The organism is uncultured Roseibium sp. (assembly GCF_947499295.1).
Lineage (GTDB): Bacteria > Pseudomonadota > Alphaproteobacteria > Rhizobiales > Stappiaceae > Roseibium.
In genome coordinates this window covers 1-17,436 of the sequence record NZ_CANMNP010000023.1, presented here as the reverse complement: position 1 = coordinate 17,436, position 17,436 = coordinate 1, and the positions used below count along the sequence as shown (strand labels likewise).

The 17,436-nt window shown below is 54.9% G+C and carries 11 protein-coding genes and 1 tRNA gene; 6 read left to right on the top strand and 6 right to left on the bottom strand.

Annotation, left to right across the window (positions count from 1 at the left end; all coding sequences use genetic code 11):
* Window positions 1-16: 16 nt before the first annotated feature.
* The 3 genes from Q0835_RS26270 to pyc all read right to left on the bottom strand — a co-directional run bounded on the left by Q0835_RS26270 (window position 17) and on the right by pyc (window position 5,944).
* Entirely contained in the window at window positions 17-1,579 is a 1,563-nt protein-coding gene (locus Q0835_RS26270; RefSeq protein ID WP_298965853.1) for a DUF1254 domain-containing protein, read from the bottom strand.
* A 136-nt stretch (window positions 1,580-1,715) separates the two neighbouring features.
* A complete protein-coding gene (locus Q0835_RS26265) occupies window positions 1,716-2,312 on the bottom strand; it encodes a cytochrome P460 family protein (protein WP_298965850.1) in 597 nt (198 codons plus the stop codon).
* 191 nt (window positions 2,313-2,503) lie between these two features.
* Window positions 2,504-5,944, bottom strand: coding sequence for a pyruvate carboxylase (gene pyc / locus Q0835_RS26260; protein ID WP_298965848.1), 3,441 nt, complete (start codon window positions 5,942-5,944; stop codon window positions 2,504-2,506).
* Between the two features lie 822 nt (window positions 5,945-6,766).
* Here pyc and Q0835_RS26255 point away from each other — a divergent pair.
* From Q0835_RS26255 to Q0835_RS26235, 5 genes are all read left to right on the top strand, one after another.
* Window positions 6,767-9,928 (top strand): helicase-related protein, encoded by a 3,162-nt coding sequence (locus Q0835_RS26255; RefSeq protein WP_298965846.1) that lies wholly within the window; start codon window positions 6,767-6,769, stop codon window positions 9,926-9,928.
* A 35-nt stretch (window positions 9,929-9,963) separates the two neighbouring features.
* On the top strand, window positions 9,964-10,329 hold the full coding sequence (locus tag Q0835_RS26250; protein WP_298965932.1) for an RNA-binding S4 domain-containing protein: 366 nt from the start codon (window positions 9,964-9,966) through the stop codon (window positions 10,327-10,329).
* A gap of 224 nt (window positions 10,330-10,553) precedes the next feature.
* The gene (gene fdxA, locus Q0835_RS26245; protein WP_152499537.1) at window positions 10,554-10,886 is read left to right on the top strand and encodes a ferredoxin FdxA; all 333 of its coding nucleotides are present in this window, start codon (window positions 10,554-10,556) and stop codon (window positions 10,884-10,886) included.
* Window positions 10,887-11,339: 453 nt separating this feature from the next.
* Window positions 11,340-11,930, top strand: a complete 591-nt coding sequence (locus Q0835_RS26240; protein ID WP_298817504.1) for a CarD family transcriptional regulator — start codon at window positions 11,340-11,342, stop codon at window positions 11,928-11,930.
* Window positions 11,931-12,124: 194 nt separating this feature from the next.
* Entirely contained in the window at window positions 12,125-12,982 is an 858-nt protein-coding gene (locus tag Q0835_RS26235) for an RNA polymerase factor sigma-32 (protein ID WP_298817641.1), read from the top strand.
* A 77-nt stretch (window positions 12,983-13,059) separates the two neighbouring features.
* On the opposite strand, the gene Q0835_RS26230 is transcribed toward Q0835_RS26235, so the two are convergent.
* Together Q0835_RS26230 and Q0835_RS26225 are read right to left on the bottom strand one after the other, a co-directional pair.
* Entirely contained in the window at window positions 13,060-14,565 is a 1,506-nt protein-coding gene (locus tag Q0835_RS26230) for a M48 family metalloprotease (protein WP_298965844.1), read from the bottom strand.
* 105 nt (window positions 14,566-14,670) lie between these two features.
* On the bottom strand, window positions 14,671-15,282 hold the full coding sequence (locus Q0835_RS26225) for a hypothetical protein (protein ID WP_298965842.1): 612 nt from the start codon (window positions 15,280-15,282) through the stop codon (window positions 14,671-14,673).
* Window positions 15,283-15,856: 574 nt separating this feature from the next.
* Here Q0835_RS26225 and Q0835_RS26220 point away from each other — a divergent pair.
* A tRNA-Arg gene (locus Q0835_RS26220) sits at window positions 15,857-15,933 on the top strand.
* An 861-nt stretch (window positions 15,934-16,794) separates the two neighbouring features.
* On the opposite strand, the gene Q0835_RS26215 is transcribed toward Q0835_RS26220, so the two are convergent.
* On the bottom strand, window positions 16,795-17,226 hold the full coding sequence (locus Q0835_RS26215; protein WP_298965840.1) for a hypothetical protein: 432 nt from the start codon (window positions 17,224-17,226) through the stop codon (window positions 16,795-16,797).
* Window positions 17,227-17,436 lie beyond the last annotated feature (210 nt).

Sequence of the window (17,436 nt, the reverse complement as noted above, 5' to 3'; positions counted from 1 at the left end):
ACACGGAATGCATCGCTTACTCAAGCGGCTCGATCTCGCCGGGCCGCCACGTTTTTTCAAACCAGGCCTTCTCTGGCCCATAAAGCCGCAGGATCGTGAACCAGCCCTTTCCGGGGATCGTCTCGATCCAGTTCTGTTCATTTCCAGAAGGTGCTTGTGGACCAAAATAGAGCGTTACCGATCCATCCTTATTTGCAAGCAGCTTGTCGCGCTTGTTGTTTTTGCTCGGAAAGGGCTGGCCTGTTTGCAGTTCTGAACGCGTTTGCGGGTCGTAGGCGACCACCGACCAGAAATCCTTGGCCGGCACATTAGACGGAATATCAAGCTTGTAGGTCTTGGAGCCGTCCAGAAAGTCCCCCGATACGTCGGTAACGTTGAGCGCATATTGTGAGCCCTTGCCGGGCAGTTTCAGCACCATAGCGGGCGTGTTCACTGTTGCCATGTAAAAGAACATGGTTCTGGCATCCAGATACCGCCCCCCATTGCCCTTGTCCCGAAGCCACTGCCAGTCGCCGCCAATAAACGCGGTGTACCATCCGCTATCGTCATAAAGATAAGCGCTCTTGTCGCGCGGCTTCAGCCAGATGGACCTGGCCATTGCGTTGCCGACCGCAACCGCCTCGATCAACAGTTGCTTCATCCGTGGGTCCGGATCGAACGGCTTTCCTTTTTCGATACCGATTGCTGCGGCAAGCCCCCGAAGTTCCGGATCGAAGGTGGAGATGGGTTCCCGGTCGATCACTGCATGCAGTTCATTGTAAAATTCGAATGTGTTGGCGTGGATTGTGTTGAAGACCTTTTTGGAGGCATTGATGAACACCATTTCCGGCGGCGTTGCCTTGTCTTTCAACGGGTAGATCTTCAACCCGTCCCTATAGGACTGTACCGCGACATCCGTTTTTCCGTCGACCAGAAATCCGCGGGCGATAAACCAGTTGATATAGCTGGTCGACTTTGACACGAAGTAGGTTTCACCATCGACCTCGACTTCATAGCCACCGACCGGAGGATCGAGTTCCCCTTCGTAGTCGGGCGGAAGTATCAGATACCTTCCACCTTCCCCCTTGTCCGGGCCGGGGACACCCATATCGGTCACAAAACGAAAATAGGCATCGTTTACAGTTGTCGGACCCTGTCCCTTGGGCACTTCGATAACCACAGGGCCGTCGCGCTGAAGGTCCAGGATCGCCGTGCCATAAACTGTGTCTGTATTGCCAGTCAGGAACAACGGATTTGAATCCATCAGTTGTTCAAAAACGGCAATCTTGTTGGATGCGTCCAGCCCGATCTCAAGCAGACCACGGCGGATCCCCTCAATCGAGGTTGCCGGAATGAAGTTCAAAAACACTTCAGCACCGCGCATGAAATCGAGAACATCGAACATAAGGGTACTGGTCTCAGGTGTCGGCCTGCCGTCGATGAACTTGAGGGTGCCGAAACGGGTCTCGACTTCGTCCGGCGTCAAGATGTCTTCAGGGATCGGCGTATTGTATCCCGGTGGATTGACGGTTTTGTCCGATGCCAAACCCGGCTGACCGAGACAAAGACAAGCGGCAAACAAAAGACCAGTTCGTTTCATCATTCCCTCCCGGAAGTCACACAGGCATCGCACTCGGCAGCCTTTGAACAACTGGAAGACGAAACAGAAAATGAATCAAGCTGGTGATTTTGCCGGTGGAGCGTCATCGCTCCACCGATGGGTCAACTCATAAAGGCTACCTGATACGCGCGTCTTCGACCGGATAACCAAGACCGCCTTGCTCGCCAAAGTTTTCCAGGTGACATTCACTGCATGCGGTCATGACATTGACCGCTTGAGGGGCACCATTCGGCGCAACCATCATGTAGTACCAGTCACCGGTCTCCTGTGACGTACCCGCGCTTACCTTTTCCATCAGAAACAGTGGGCCCTTGCTGACTTTGCCGTCATCGTCGATCGCAAAGGATTCCTTGGCGATCTTTGTGCCAGCCGGAACCTGAACATCCTCCGGCTTGTATTTCAGATATTCATCCGCACCGATCGCATTCACGTAGGTGACAAGAAACCGCCCCCCATGAAATCCGGGTGCTGCGGGGAAGGCACTTGCTTTTGTCCAGCCCGGATAGTCTTTGACAAAGTCTTCGGAGATCCAGCGTTTCGGGCCTTCTTGATATCCCGCTTGCAGATCGGCTTTCAAACAATCATAGACGCTCTCGGCTTCGCCGCCGCTGAGTTCATAGCCAGGTTTGTCAACATCGCAGGCAGCATGCGCTGTCGCGGAAATCAAAAGTGTTGCAAAAACTCCTCCCAGATAAATCGGTAGCTTCTTCATTTCTCTCTCCCATTGTCGCCAGCCCCGCGTGGAGCTGAAGGAAAGAAGCTTCCGGTCCAGAAAGGCGCACGCACAATTCACATGACCGGTGTCGGCACGTGAAAAGCCGTGAGCCTGAAGTTTTTCGGCTTACATGACAGTTGGTTATGGAGCGGATCGCAGGAACTTGCGATCCGCTCAAGTCTGCTCGATCAGCCTTCGAACACCACCAGGAGGTCCTTGGCGTCGATTTGAGCGCCGGGCGACACCAGGATTTCGGCAACTTTGCCATCACGCTCGGCATGCAGTGCCGTTTCCATTTTCATGGCTTCGATAGACACCAGAACGTCGCCCGCCTTCACGTCCTGACCCGCGGCAATGGCGACGGTTGAAATGACGCCTGGCATCGGCGCTCCGACGTGCGCTGCATTGCCGTCTTCAGCTTTGCGCATTGCAGCGGCACCTGATGCACCATGCGCCCGGTCCGGAACCTTGACATTTCTCGGTTGCCCATTGAGTTCGAAGAAGACTTTCTTCTCACCCTTTTCGTCCGTCTCGCCGATCGCCTGACAGCGCACTACCAAAGTTTTGCCCGGCTCCAGGTCGACAAGAACTTCGTCACCGGCTTCAAGCCCGTAGAAATAGACCGGCGTCGGCAATACCGAAGTCGGGCCATATTGCTGGAAGGCATTGTCGAAGTCGGTGAACACCTTCGGATACATCAGATAAGACGCGAGCTCAGTGTCATCCAAGTCGCGGCCTGTCTTGTCAGCGGCGGCCTGGCGCTCTGCATCAAGATCCGCTTCTGCCAGCAAAGACCCGGGCCGCACATTGATCGGAGTTTCACCCTTCAGCACCTTTTGCTGAAGGGCTTCCGGCCAGCCGCCTGGCGACTGTCCGAGATCCCCATGCAGCATCTTCACAACGCTGTCCGGGAAGGCGACATCCTTCCCAGGGTCTTCGACATCCTTCACGCTAAGATTCTGGCTAACCATCATCAATGCCATATCGCCGACGACCTTGGAGGACGGTGTGACCTTGACAATATCACCGAACATCTGGTTGGCATCGGCGTAGGCCTGTGCAACTTCGTGCCAGCGGGTTTCAAGACCGAGCGACCGCGCCTGCTCTTTCAGGTTGGTGAACTGCCCCCCCGGCATTTCGTGAAGATAGACTTCTGAGGCTCCGAAACGCAGGTCACTTTCAAAGGCCCGGTACTGAGTCCGGACGGCTTCCCAGTAGAATGAAATCTGGCGGATGGTCTTGGCATCGAGCCCCGTGTCGCGCTCGCTACCGCGCAGTGCTTCGACAATGGAACCAAGACAAGGCTGCGACGTCAGGCCTGAAAGGGCATCCATCGCTGCATCGACCGCATCGGCGCCTGCTTCGACCGCCGCCAGTATCGTCGCAGCGGCGATGCCCGATGTATCATGCGTGTGGAAATGGATCGGCAGATCGACTTCCTGTTTTAAGGTCTTGATCAGAAGTTTTGCGGCTTCCGGTTTGCACAGGCCCGCCATGTCCTTGATACCAAGAATATGCGCTCCTGCTGCTTCCAGCTCCTTGGCAAGACCGACATAATATTTGAGATCATATTTCGGACGGGCGCTGTCCAGCATGTCGCCGGTGTAGCAAAGAACGCCTTCACACAGTTTTCCCGATTCCTGCACCGCGTCCATCGAGACACGCATGTTTTCGACCCAGTTCAGGCAATCGAAGACGCGGAAAAGATCGATGCCGTTTTCGGCTGCCTGCTTGACGAAGTAGCGAACCACATTGTCCGGGTAGTTTGTGTAGCCGACCCCGTTGGAACCGCGCAGCAGCATCTGGAGCAGGATATTCGGCGCTCTTTCGCGGATCTGATGCAAACGCTCCCAGGGGCTTTCGGTGAGAAAGCGCATGGCAACATCGAAAGTCGCACCACCCCAGCACTCCAGAGAGAACAAGTTTGGCAAACCGGTTGCGTAGGCATCGGCCACATTGACGATATCGTGGCTGCGCATGCGAGTGGCCAGCAGTGACTGGTGCCCGTCGCGCATCGTCGTGTCGGTTATCAGCGCGCGCTTTTCCGCCTTCATCCAGTCGGCGAAACCCTTCGCACCCAGTTCATCGAGCAATTGCCGGGTTCCAGCCGGTTTGCCGTCGCCAAAATCAGGAACGATTGGCGCAGACGCATCCTTGGGCGGCCTCTCGCGGTTCTTAGTTTCCGGATGCCCGTTGACGGAAACGTCGGCAATATAGGTCAGGAGTTTGGTTGCCCGATCCTGCCGTTTCGTCTGCTCAAAGAGAGCAGGCGTGTCGTCGATGAATCTCGTTGTATAGGCATTGGCCTTGAAATCATCGTGTCCGATGATGTTTTCAAGAAAGACCAGGTTCGTGGCAACGCCGCGGATCCGGAACTCGCGCAGCGCGCGGTCCATGCGTTTGCGCGCATCTTCGGCCGTGGGTGCCCAGGCCGTAACCTTTTCCAGCAGCGGATCATAGAAACGTGTGATCACCGCACCGGAATAAGCTGTCCCGCCATCCAGGCGAATGCCAAATCCAGTGGCGCCTCGATAAGCCGTGATGCGCCCGTAGTCCGGAATGAAATTCTGTTCCGGATCTTCGGTCGTAATCCGGCACTGCAGTGCGTGACCGTTGAGACGGATCATTTCCTGCGGCGGGACACCGCTCTCCGGCGAACCGATCTTGTAACCGTCCGCAATGTGGATCTGCGCCTGCACGATGTCGATGCCGGTGACTTCTTCCGTCACCGTATGCTCAACCTGGACACGCGGATTGACTTCGATGAAATAGATGGCGCCCGTATCAGCGTCCATCAGGAATTCGACCGTACCTGCACCGCGATAGTTGACTGCGCGACCTATCTTCAGACCGTATTCGCAAAGTTCCTGCCGTTTGGCCTCGTCGAGATATGGAGCCGGAGCCCGCTCAACGACTTTCTGATGCCGGCGCTGAATGGAACAATCACGCTCGAACAGATGCACAACGGATTCGCCATCGCCGAGGATCTGCACTTCCACATGCCGGGCGCGCTGAACCAGCTTTTCAAGATAGATCTCGTCCTTGCCGAAGGCGGCCATTGCTTCGCGCTTTGCGGCCAGAACTTCCTTTTCCAGCGTCGCTTCGTCGGGGATCACCCGCATCCCGCGTCCGCCGCCACCCCAGGAGGCTTTCAACATGACGGGATAGCCGATGCTCTCTGCCTGGCGCCGGATTTCATCCATTTCATCTGGCAGTGGATCAGTCGCCGGCATGACCGGAACACCGGCTTCAATCGCAAGATTACGGGCAGCGACCTTGTTGCCCAGACGGCGCATGGTGTCGGATCTGGGTCCGACAAAGGTAATTCCCGCAGCTTCACAGGCGTCAACGAATTCCGGGCTTTCGGAAAGAAGACCGTATCCTGGATGGATTGCATCCGCCCCGGAAAGCTTGGCAACACGTATGATCTCGTCGATGGACAGGTAGGCCTCGATGGGGCCAAGCCCCTTTCCGACCTGGTAGGCCTCGTCGGCCTTGAAGCGGTGCAGCGCCAACTTGTCCTGTTCCGCATAGATCGCAACGGTTTTCAGACCAAGCTCATTGGCCGCCCGAAACACCCGGATCGCAATCTCGGATCTGTTCGCAACGAGAATTTTTGCAATTGCCAAACGCCCTCTCCCCTAACTTTGAGCCAAATTTCAGCCACTTTCGGCAAGATTTCTACTTTGGTAGGAGGCGCTTGAAAAGGGGCAGAAGGTATGTCCTTTTTTTAAGCCGGAGAAAATTTTTGCGCCTGCACCGCTAACTCATAGAAAATGAACACTAATCCGGCCTAAGTCTCCGACGGATTACCGTTTTCGATTTATTTGCAGTGCAGCAAAACGGTAGCCATTTTCCTGCACTTGCAAAATTTTTGAGCGCATTTTTCAACTCTGAACCAAATTGAGACACTGTTCTGAACACCAGGTTGACTGCCTTTTGTCGGCGCCCGGGATATCGGTTCAAAAATCCGCTCTGCCGCATGCTAACCTACCAAATCTGGTACGAACAAACCCGCAACTTTTCTGAATCAGCGATTCGTCCAGGCTTCGTTCACCCTGTGTCCAAAGGTAAACGGACGAGCCTCCAAGGTTATTCCGGCAATTTTCGGAATTTTAATTCTTGACAGCGATTCGCTCCAAATCACTCTCATTGATAGATTTTGACTCAAACTATTGACCAGATTCAGGATTTTGTACCCAATAGGACTAAAGAGTCTACATCTCGTAGGGAACAAATCCTGAATCAACGAGAGTCCGCGATTCGGTTTCGGTTTGTTCCAGAGTCGTTCTCCACAAGAATTTTTCAATTGAAAAAAGAGACGTTTTTGACCATTTGGATAGGGACACAACGCGCGGCGCCGTGCTAGATACGCTCCACCATATTTAGGGCCCATTCCAATGGCGTCCTTTAGAGCGCCTTGCCAAAGAAAGCCAACCAAAACCACTTCCATGCCACGCCCCCAACCACTGCCGCTGCCGCCGCAAGCCCGGTCCCGTACTGTCACGGCCGTGCTCGGACCGACGAACACCGGCAAGACTCACCTCGCAATAGAACGCATGCTGGCGCAGTCCTCAGGTCTGATCGGCCTGCCATTGCGCCTTCTGGCGCGCGAGGTCTATGGGCGCGTGGCGGACCGAGCCGGCAAAGACGCCGTTGCCCTGGTCACGGGTGAAGAAAAGATCATTCCGGATAATCCGCGGTTCTGGGTCTCGACGGTCGAGGCGATGCCGCTGGATCTTAAAACCGAGTTTGTCGCTATAGATGAGGTGCAGCTCGCCGGAAATCTGGATCGGGGGCACGTTTTCACCGACCGTATCCTGAATTTGCGCGGCATGTCGGAAACCCTGTTGCTGGGTTCGGCGACGGCGCGACCTTTGCTGGAAAGGCTTCTGCCGGGTCTCAATGTCGTGACCCGGCCGCGTATGTCCATTCTGGAATATGCGGGCTCCAAAAAGGTGTCCCGTCTGCCGGCCCGGTCCGCGATCGTCGCATTTTCCTCCGACGAAGTTTATTCGATCGCTGAACTCATCCGCCGGCAACGTGGCGGTGCTGCCGTCGTCCTTGGCTCACTGAGCCCAAGAACCCGGAATGCCCAGGTTGACCTTTTCCAGAATGGCGATGTCGATCACCTCGTTGCCACAGATGCCATCGGCATGGGCCTCAACCTCGATGTCCACCACATCGCCTTTGCAGGCAACAGGAAATATGACGGATACCAGTATCGGCAATTGACGGCTTCTGAGATGGGTCAGATCGCCGGGCGCGCCGGAAGGCACACCAAAGACGGCACCTTCGGTGTCACCGGTCGGGTCGACCCGTTGCCTGACGAACTCGTCGAACAGATTGAAAGTCATCAGTTCGGAAGCCTGAAAGTGCTGCAATGGCGCAACAGTTCTCTGGATTTTTCTTCCATCGGCTCGCTTCGGAAAACCCTGGATGCAGTGCCGAAAGAAGAGGGTCTCGCCAGGGCACCCACCGGCGATGACATCACGGCGCTTGAACATTTATTGCGCGACAACGCAATATCTGACATGGCAAAGGGTGAAAAAGCGGTCGAATTGTTATGGGATGTGTGTCAGGTCCCAGATTATCGCAAGATTGCACCCGCGAACCACGCCGACCTTTTGAACACCATTTACAGCCATTTGATGCGGCACGATGTCATTGCTGACGATTGGTTCACGCGTCAATTGGCCTTCGCAGACCGCACAGATGGTGATATCGACACACTCGCAAACCGGATTGCTCACATCCGGACCTGGACTTATGTCGCGAATCGTCCTGACTGGCTGGCCGATCCGGCTCACTGGCAAGGTGTGGCAAGCGGCATAGAAGACAAGTTATCTGACGCCCTTCACGAGCGGCTGACACAGCGTTTCGTGGATCGGCGGACAAGTGTATTGATGCGACGTTTGAGAGAGAACGCAATGCTGGAAGCAGAAATTACATCGAGTGGCGATGTGCTCGTTGAAGGTCAGCACATCGGAAATCTGCTTGGCTTCCGCTTTGCTCCCGATGCGGCGGCCGAGGGCCCGGATGGGAAGACCGTGCGCGCAGCCGCACAGAAGGCACTGACGACCGAGATCGAGTCTCGCGCCGAAAAGCTCGGCAAGTCGGAAAATACCGATTTTGTGCTGACATCAGATGGCACCATCCGCTGGCGGGGCGAACCGGTCGCCAAATTGGTTGCCGATGAAGACCTGCTTGCGCCGACGGCATTGCTGCTGGCGGACGACCATTTGTCAGGTCCGACAAGGGAAGCTGTCCAGAGCCGCATCGACCTTTGGGTCAAGGCGCAGATTGACACGTTGCTGAAACCGCTCGTGGACTTGAAAAACGGTGAAGATCTGGAAGGTCTTGCGCGCGGCATTGCCTTCCGCATCGTTGAGGGTCTCGGCATTCTTGAACGCCAGGAAGCGGCAGACGAGATCAGGCAACTCGATCAGGACATGCGCGCCTCATTGCGCAAGCATGGCATTCGTTTTGGTGCATACACCGTTTTCGTACCCGCACTATTGAAACCGGCCCCCAGCCAACTGCTGGCACAGCTATGGGCGCTGAAGCACGGCTCGCTTGACATGAATGGCATGGCCGAGTTGCCACAGTTGTCCGCATCGGGCCGCACTTCCATTCCGGTTGATGAAAGCATCGACAAGGCGCTTTACAAGGTTGTCGGGTTCAGGGTCTGCGGTCCTCGGGCCGTGCGTGTCGACATTCTGGAACGCCTGGCAGACCTGATCCGGCCATTGATCGCCTGGAAGCCGCTTGATGCGGAGGTTGCGCCGCCGGAAGGGGCAATCGAAACCGGTGGAGGCTTCACCGTAACTGTTGCAATGACGTCTCTGCTCGGATGCGCTGGTGAGGACTTTTCCTCGGTTCTGAAATCGCTCGGCTACCGTGTTGAAACAAAGGAAGTGCAGCGTCCGGTCACTGCAAAGGCAGCAGTCGACGGGTCTGAAGCGACGGCAGTACCGAGCACCGTCGAGGACGCGTCCACCGCAGAAACGCCGGAAGAGCCCGCGCAGCCCGCCGCAGACCAAGATGAAGCCAACGCTTCGGACGTGGCAGAAACGCCGGTTGCTGCTGCCGACGGCAGTGCAGACACACAGGCTGTTGATGTCCCCGCTGCGGAAACGGAACCTGCCGGTGAAGAGCAATCAGAAGGTCTGACTGCGGAACCGGCAGCGCCATCGGCGGAGGCAGAAGCTGCTGAAGGCAACGCCCAGTCTGACACTGTCCAGACACCGGGTGCGTCGACAGAGGCGGCAGCGGACGGTGAAGCGACCAAAAGTGACCCGGAAACGGAAACCGTCACCATCGAAATCTGGCGTCCAGGCCGGCATGATCGCCGTCCTCGCGGCCGCAACGACCAACGGCGTGGTGGAGACCGCAAATCCCCCGGACCGAAAGGCGGACACGGCGATAAACGCCACGCCAAGGGTGCCGGAAAAGGCGGACCGAACCGAAACAAGGGTGGACATGGCGGAAAGGGCCATGACGGTGGCCACCGGCGCGACAAGACGCCAAAAGACAAGCCTATCGATCCAAATTCGCCCTTCGCAGCTCTGATGGCCTTGAAGGAAAACCTGGACAGCAAGGACAAGAAGTAATTCCGGACACCGGTGAATTTTCTGCTTCGGGCAGCCTGCGCATCGACAAGTGGCTCTGGTACGCCAGGGTCACGAAGTCCCGGTCTCTTGCACAAAAACTGGCGACCTCCGGCCATATCCGGGTCAATAAGGATAAAATTGCTTCTGCAAGCAAGACCGTTAAGCCCGGGGACGTCCTGACCATCGCGCAGGAACGTAGAGTACTTGTTCTCAAGATCATCGCACTTGGCAAACGGCGCGGCCCTTATGAGGAAGCGCGGAAGCTCTACGAAGATTTGTCGCCTCCGCCACCTCCAAAGACTGACCCTCCTGCGCAGCCACCTGGCCAAAGGGAAGCCGGGTCAGGCCGACCGACCAAACGAGATCGCCGCAAGATGGATGCATTTCGCAGCGATAGCTGACACCGAATGCGCCCAACCGCCAAAAAACGAAAAATCTTTCTCCTTCTTCACCAAAATGCGTCATCGTGGGCGCTTGCGCCCATCATCCAAAAACGATACCCAACGCCCTGAAGTAGATTTAATGTGCGGCTCCTGATAGATGAGCTTCACATATGACCGCCGCGACATAAGAGGGATGCTGTCCGAACGTCCTGATTTGGTTGCCGGCTTATATGAGGATACCGATGACCTACGTCGTCACAGACAATTGCATCAAGTGCAAATACACCGACTGTGTTGAAGTGTGCCCGGTGGACTGCTTCTATGAGGGTGAGAACTTCCTCGTCATTAATCCGGACGAGTGCATCGATTGCGGCGTGTGCGAGCCCGAGTGCCCAGCGGAAGCCATTCTTCCTGATACGGAACCGGGATTGGAAAAGTGGATTGAGGTCAATGCCGAGTATTCGGAGAAGTGGCCAAACATAACCGAAAAGAAAGAACCGCTGCCCGACGCAGCTGAATACGACGGCAAAGAAAATAAATTCGAGAAGTTTTTCTCGCCAAACCCGCCGTCTTGATTCGATAAACTTATGCGTGCGGCGCACTGCCGCATGCGTCAGCTATACTTACTTAATTTGTGATTCTTATAAGAAATTCAAACACCTGACTGATGGCTTCAGTGAGGTGCTATGTGTCATTTGCACATCAAAAAAGCACAACGCTTTAATTTTCCACAAAAGTATGTTACCTTTAGTGGATAGTCGCCAACCACGAGACCAACCCCAAAAACGGAGTCTTCCCAATCTGTTCCGGCTCACAGTCACCGGACAGAGCAAGATCCCGGCAGCTCATGTGTGTGAATAAGGTTCTAGAGTGGAAATAGACGACTGACCAGCCCTGACACGCCGCATATCAACAGGCGTTCCGCAAAGGATCGCTCGGCGGGGTACGTGTCGCATAAAAAAGAGGATCGCACAGCGATCCATCACCGGCCCATGGGGCCGATCAACTGCGCAGGAGAAAATATAAGTATGGCAACGAACACCAAAAAGACCGCGCAGCGTCAAGGATTCAAGACCGGCGAGTACATCGTTTATCCGGCGCATGGCGTCGGCCAGATTACCGCAATTGAAGAGCAAAACGTGGCAGGTCACTCTTTGGAGTTGCTCGTTATCCTTTTTGAACAGGACAAGATGACACTGCGCGTGCCGGTCGCAAAGATCACGTCTGTGGGTATGCGCAAGCTGGGTGATCCGGCAGCGGTCAAGAAAGCTCTGGAGACTGTTCAGGGCCGCCCGCGCGTAAAGCGCACAATGTGGAGCCGTCGTGCGCAGGAATATGAAGCAAAGATCAATTCCGGCGATCTGATCTCGATTTCCGAGGTTGTACGCGACCTTTTCCGCTCTGAAAACCAGCCGGAACAGTCTTACTCCGAGCGCCAGCTGTACGAAGCTGCGCTGGACCGTATGGCGCGTGAGATCGCAGCCGTGAACAAATGCTCTGAAACCGAGGCGATCAAGCAGATCGAGCAAAACCTGGCAAAGTCACCGAGCCGGATTAAAGCCGCCGCTGCTGCTGAAGCCGGCTCGGATGATGACGAAGACAAGGAAGAAGCTGCCTAACCGCAGCAATCCTCCTCAAAGAATGAAATTGGCAAGGCCCGGATTTGTCCGGGCCTTTTCTTTTTGAAGCACCTGCTCGCGGGCTTATCACGGAGAAGTGCACAAAATCTGCCTCGGTGACATTCGTAAGTGATCTAACCTGCACTTATGTACGTAGTATCCCCGATAACAGCGTCGGAGCGTCAGCGATGTCCATGAGCGAAAAACGTCAGCTAGTTCAAGCAGCAATGAAAGCACCTTACCTGACACGTGAGGAAGAGCTCGAATTGGCTTTTCGATGGCGAGACGATCGGGATGAAAAAGCGCTTGAAAAACTCTCGCTTTCTCACATGCGCCTTGTGATTGCAGTTGCCTCCAGGTTCCGCAACTTCGGCCTTAACCTGGGCGACCTGATTCAAGAAGGACATGTCGGCCTCCTTGAAGCAGCCGCTCGCTTCGAGCCTGAGCGGGAAGTTCGCTTTTCGACCTACGCGACATGGTGGATCCGCGCCTCCATTCAGGACTATATCCTGCGCAATTGGTCAATTGTCCGGGGCGGAACCTCGTCTACGCAAAAAGCGCTGTTCTTCAATCTGCGCAGGCTCCGTGCCAAATTGTCCGGCAAACAGACCCCGCTCACCGACAGCGAGTTGCATCAGAAGATCGCAGACGCAATCGGCGTGAAACAATCCGACGTGGCGCTCATGAATGCGCGCCTGTCCGGCCCGGACACATCCTTGAACGCCCCTGTGACGGACACTGAAGGGTCCAGCGCCGACAGGCAGGACTTCCTTGTCTCCGACGCTCCCCTTCCAGATGAAATCGTCACTGGCAGCATCGATTCAGAGCGCCGAAGCAGATGGTTGAGTTCTGCGCTGAAGGTACTGAGCGAACGCGAACTCAAGATCGTTCGCGAACGTCGTCTCTCCGAAGAAGGAGCAACCCTTGAATCGCTTGGCACCAAGCTCGGCATTTCCAAGGAACGCGTCAGGCAGATCGAAAGCCGGGCAATGGAGAAGCTGAGATCAGCGCTTCTGGCAGAGCAGCCCGATCAGGCGGTTTACAGCGCCTGACATCCAATCGACGATATTCGAGATTTTGACACTTCAAACAACTTGAGCCGGGAGCCTTGCACTGCCCGGCTCTTTCTTTAATCGACCACCAACTTAACGGCAGTGCCGGTTGGTATCGCTTTGTTGGGGCTGAGATCGTTCAAAATGGAGAAGAACTCAAGCCGCCTGGACGGCTCGACCCCGCTCATGCCGATCGCAAGCTTGCGCGGTGTGTCTCCGGGTTGAGACTTCACAACCTTGATCCGCAATGAACGCAGACGCGCCCGCTCTGTTGGTGTCAGTTGCTTGAAGCTGTCGATAGTGGCACGGAAATCTTCATCAAACGCCTGATTGGGCGATCTGCTGGCGAATATGAACCGATAGCCCGTACGCCCGATACGCAAAACAGCTATCCGGAAAGACCAGCCCTGCGTAATTGCAGCGCCGGTGACACCGGGCAGACCGTTGATCGTGGTCTCCCGAACGCTTTCGGGAAGCAGCCCATTGATCCAACCGGACTTCATATAGTCCACCAGGCTGGAATACCCGCTGACATCCGCGCCGTCGAAGCGGATCGCTGTTCCCGACCCGTTGCTGGCCAACACGGCTTCGGGAGAGTTTTCAAGAATATAGCCCTGCGGTACTGTGAATCCGATGCCGAGGGCCTTGTGCAGGAATGAGCGTCCGCGCACGAACCCTTCCAGAGGATCATCACCGAAAAGCATGCCATTGATTTGGCCGAGATACCGATCTCGGTCACGCTCGCCAATTCCCGGAGCACCGATCTGCCTTGCCGCGCGCACCGCAATCTGCAACCGCTCAGGTGTTGAAGGGTGAGACGACAGAAAATCGGGCGCGGAAGACGCAGACCTGTCAGCGGATTGATAGCGGGCAAAGGCTGCCATTGAGCGCAGGAAACGCGCCGCCGCATAGGGATCGAAACCGGCTTTCGCGAGCGTTTTGACGCCGATTGCGTCGGCTTCCAGTTCCTGCACCTGGCTGAAGCGGGCAAACGACAGTTGAGAGGAAATGATCGCTTTGCGGGCTTCCTCTGAATCTTGCACCACGTCGTTCAGGATCCGGTTGGCAAGCTGTTTGGCCTCCGCTCTCTGCTGCCGTTTGATGGCGTGGTTCGCTGTCACATGCGCCATTTCATGCGCAAGAACCGCAGCGACCTCAGACGTGTCATTGGCTAGGGCCAGAAGGCCGCGCGTCACATAGAGGTATCCGCCTGGAAGAGCAAAGGCGTTGATCGCCGGTGAATTCAGGATGGTGATCTTGTAGCTCTGGGACGGATCATCCGAAGCGGCGACAAGTCGGCCAACAACGCTCGCCACAGCACGCTCGGCCCCTGCGTCATTATAGACACCGCCATAGGTCGCGACGACACGCGGATGTTCCTTGGCACCGATATCGGCTGACAGGTTTGGCCTGAGTGTTCCAGGGGCAACGGTGCTGACGTTCGGACCATCACCAAGGAACTGACAAGACGCGACAACGAGCGCAAGACACCCCGCCCGAAGGGCACGCAGCCAACCTCGGTCAGACCGGAGCCCGGTCTTTGCCTTCGCTCCAAACCATGCAGAGCGTGCAATACTTGTCACTATTCTGGCCGTCACTTACTGACCTTTTTTGTCCGGCTCATACAGACGCCCTCAACCGCAACAGCACAAGCCAAATCGTTCATCTTCCAATCTCGACGCCACCGTTCAATTGAGCGGGACAGGCTCCAATACCACCAATTGCTCCGGGAGATGGAGTGCAATATGCGGCCCGTCCTTTTCCTGCAGTGTGCCGCGCAGTTCAACGACACGGCCTTTGAGCGCCTCCACGTCCCAGCCCGTTTGGGCAAGCGTTGCGTTGAAGGCTTCCTCATCCGAGACCTTCAACGTGGCTGTAAAATCCGTTTTCCAGTAATTTCCGAAATTCAGATAGCGGGTTGTGCGGGTTTTTCCAAGGGAAACAACACGGCCGCGCGCAATTACGTAATGTCCGCTCATGCCCTCGAACGTCTTTGGTGCGTTGGTTGAAAACACGACTTGCGGAGCATTTGCCCGCCAAAGGCCGAATTCCGACCTGCGAGCGTCGCGCTCCAATCCTCTCAGCGCTTCCGCACAAAGGCCGTTTGAGTGCTGAGGCGCATAAAAGGCGTCACCCTTACCAAGCAATTCTGCTTGAAGAAGGGAGACCCCGTGCGCGCCGGACCGTACGATCCAGGCCGGAACCAGACCCCAGCGATTGGCAGGGCCAAGCGGGACCGCTTCCAAATCTTCGCGCTGCCCGATTGAGGCGGATGGGGCTCGGTCCTCAGCAGAGGACATACCGCTTCCAAAGCGAAGCTCACTGGCAAAAAAGCGCACACCCGATTTGGCGTGAAAATGCCTGTCCTGAGCGTCATATCTGACAGGAATGGGAGAACTCGACCCGGCAATACAGGGCTGCGCCGCAGCCTGTCTTTCATACAAAGAGTTCTCAGCAGAGGCAGCGGCGGACGATAGCAACATTGCAGAGGCTGCAACAGCGGCCCAAATTCCGGCTCGAACTCTGGCACGAAGGTGGCATTCCCTTAGAAACGCGGCACTTTCCCTTAAGCTGGACACAGACCGCCCTCACCTCCGACCTGAAATGAACCTCTTTCTCTAAAACGAACAGATTGCCCCCGTCCTTGCCACTTCTCGCATTTGCTCATGGCTGCACGACCGGAGACAGTGAGAAAGCGGTCACGACTGCGGTTCCTGCTAAGGGGCGAATAAGGCAAGTCCAAGACAGGCATGACAAAAAGCGACCACACGAGACCAGACCCGCACTGACATCGTCCAAAACACCAGACTTGAAATACCGCACGTCCAACGCTCTCGCCAACCATCTAAAATCATGCTAAGCGACCCTATCAAAGGCCCCGTAGCTCAGCAGGATAGAGCATCAGATTCCTAATCTGAGGGTCACAGGTTCGAATCCTGTCGGGGTCACCATATTTTTCAATGACTTAAGTAATTTCAGCTTTTTTGCGAACTTCCTGTGTAAGCACATTGTAAGCACCAGGCTCGAATTCGAAATCTTACGTTCTTGTTGATGTGTCCCTACAGATCCTGACTGTCAGCCTTACATTTTCAATATAATAATAAGGTGCCGTCAGTGTCGTCAGAAGTCGTCAGAGCTTTAGGTTTTCAAGGCCTTACAGCCCGGCACAATGCCGTCAGGTCTCGTCAGAAGTTGTCAGAACGAGCAGAAAGAAATTCATCGAATTCTGGCAACTGTGATGAGGTCGAGGATATTAGCTATTTATTTTCAACGAGTTACCAGGGTTGCTAATTTGTTTTTGTAAGCGAGGGCTGAAATTCGGCTGCTGGTAAAAAAAATCTTCGCGTGAGATCCCCCACCGGCCCGCGACCAAGAGACTTGGGAAGATTTGACCCCCCCTTTGCTTTTGAGATCACCTTTGCAAAAAACATCAACATAAACAACAACATGCAACGAAATTCGCGAACCTCATAGCCCAATGCCCCAGGGCGCGAATTTACCCGTGGGCAAAGGTTCCGCAGAAGGACCCGAGATCGTATTAGCCTTCCTCGCGCTACTTAGCTTCACTCGACGTTTTTGACAGGCATAGCATTAGTAGTTGAACTGGCGAGCACATGCACAAAACGCTTGTTAAGTGAAAGATTTGCAATATTCAAAACACCCGCTCGCAACTACTACAACTTGCAACAGTGCCGAAGTCGAACGTAGAGGGGTACGGGGTGGACAAACTGATCGCAGCCCAGATTTTGTATCAATATTGATCGTGGTCGCGGGCCATCTTTTCGCAAAACTCATAGCGAATGAACTGATATTTACTTGTCCATTTTCAAATCCGGATCACCCACGGCCGCGTCAGCAGCAGTTGGTAATTGGAGTTTTGCAAGGCGCTCCGCGATGCCCCATCTTTTTACCCTAAGCTCATTAGCTAAGCTTTCCTTCGCGATCTGCTGAAGCGCATTGTTTGCTTTACGCATTATTTCAATATGGTTGGGATTAGGATTCGCCAAGTTGTTGTACTGAGTGAACCCTCTTCGCATCAACTCAAAATCATCGCCTTTGTGATACTTGAGAACGCGAACATATTCGCTAATAGGCAGCGCTGCCAAAGGCACCAATACATCTTCATTGTAGCCTTTTTCGGCTAGAAGTAAGAACAATTCTTCTACGGGAATATTTGCTTTTTGACGTTCTTTTAGCGCAGATATTTTTTCCTTTATATCGTCATCGACTCGATGCCCAAACATTTCAATGTCGCCGAAATTATAGGCGTCCGCATCTCCACTCCGGGCCGCGAGAAAAGCATCAAGAAGTGCATCCCCATCTTTATTTCGATTAAACTCACGAAATAAACTTACGACTGGAATGACATCACCTAGATGTTCAGTCCCGGCATTTGATGGATCGGATTAAGTCTGAAACGATCAGGTTCTGAAGTCCATATCTTGCAAATGTAT

What these genes read in the sequence shown, in the direction of transcription:
- Q0835_RS26270 (WP_298965853.1), bottom strand. Translation starts at nt 1,579, where the DNA reads ATGAAACGAACTGGTCTTTTGTTTGCCGCTTGTCTTTGTCTCGGTCAG.
- Q0835_RS26265 (WP_298965850.1), bottom strand. Translation starts at nt 2,312, where the DNA reads ATGAAGAAGCTACCGATTTATCTGGGAGGAGTTTTTGCAACACTTTTG.
- Q0835_RS26255 (WP_298965846.1), top strand. Translation starts at nt 6,767, where the DNA reads ATGCCACGCCCCCAACCACTGCCGCTGCCGCCGCAAGCCCGGTCCCGT.
- fdxA (WP_152499537.1), top strand. Translation starts at nt 10,554, where the DNA reads ATGACCTACGTCGTCACAGACAATTGCATCAAGTGCAAATACACCGAC.
- Q0835_RS26240 (WP_298817504.1), top strand. Translation starts at nt 11,340, where the DNA reads ATGGCAACGAACACCAAAAAGACCGCGCAGCGTCAAGGATTCAAGACC.
- Q0835_RS26235 (WP_298817641.1), top strand. Translation starts at nt 12,125, where the DNA reads ATGAGCGAAAAACGTCAGCTAGTTCAAGCAGCAATGAAAGCACCTTAC.
- Q0835_RS26225 (WP_298965842.1), bottom strand. Translation starts at nt 15,282, where the DNA reads ATGTCCTCTGCTGAGGACCGAGCCCCATCCGCCTCAATCGGGCAGCGC.
- Q0835_RS26215 (WP_298965840.1), bottom strand. Translation starts at nt 17,226, where the DNA reads ATGTTTGGGCATCGAGTCGATGACGATATAAAGGAAAAAATATCTGCG.